This window comes from Staphylococcus sp. HMSC055C03 (assembly GCF_001809385.1).
GTDB classification, from domain to species: domain Bacteria; phylum Bacillota; class Bacilli; order Staphylococcales; family Staphylococcaceae; genus Staphylococcus; species Staphylococcus simulans.
Genome location: NZ_KV797504.1, coordinates 1 through 292, shown reverse-complemented (window position 1 = coordinate 292; position 292 = coordinate 1). Strand labels below are relative to the sequence as shown.

Sequence of the window (292 nt, the reverse complement as noted above, 5' to 3'; positions counted from 1 at the left end):
GCAAAGTTCCAGGTGAATATGAAGTACCAGTAACGGTGACATATCCAGATGGCACAAAAGATCATGTAACAGTTAAAGTTGTTGTAACACCACAACCAGAAAATGATAAATATGAACCAGTATCTAAAGATATTGAAAAACCATATAATCAACCAACAACTGTAAACGAAATCGTAAATCAAGTAACTGTACCTGATTATCCAACAGAAGGTAACCAACCAAAAGTAACAGTAGATAATCCAGCATTAATCCCTGATGGTAAAGTTCCAGGTGAATATGAAGTACCAGTAAC

1 protein-coding gene is annotated in these 292 nt (G+C 35.3%); it reads left to right on the top strand.

The genetic code is table 11. The features are described from left to right. Nucleotides 1–292 (top strand): Rib/alpha-like domain-containing protein (locus tag HMPREF2603_RS09105; protein ID WP_148130474.1); only part of this gene is annotated, 292 nt, incomplete at both ends.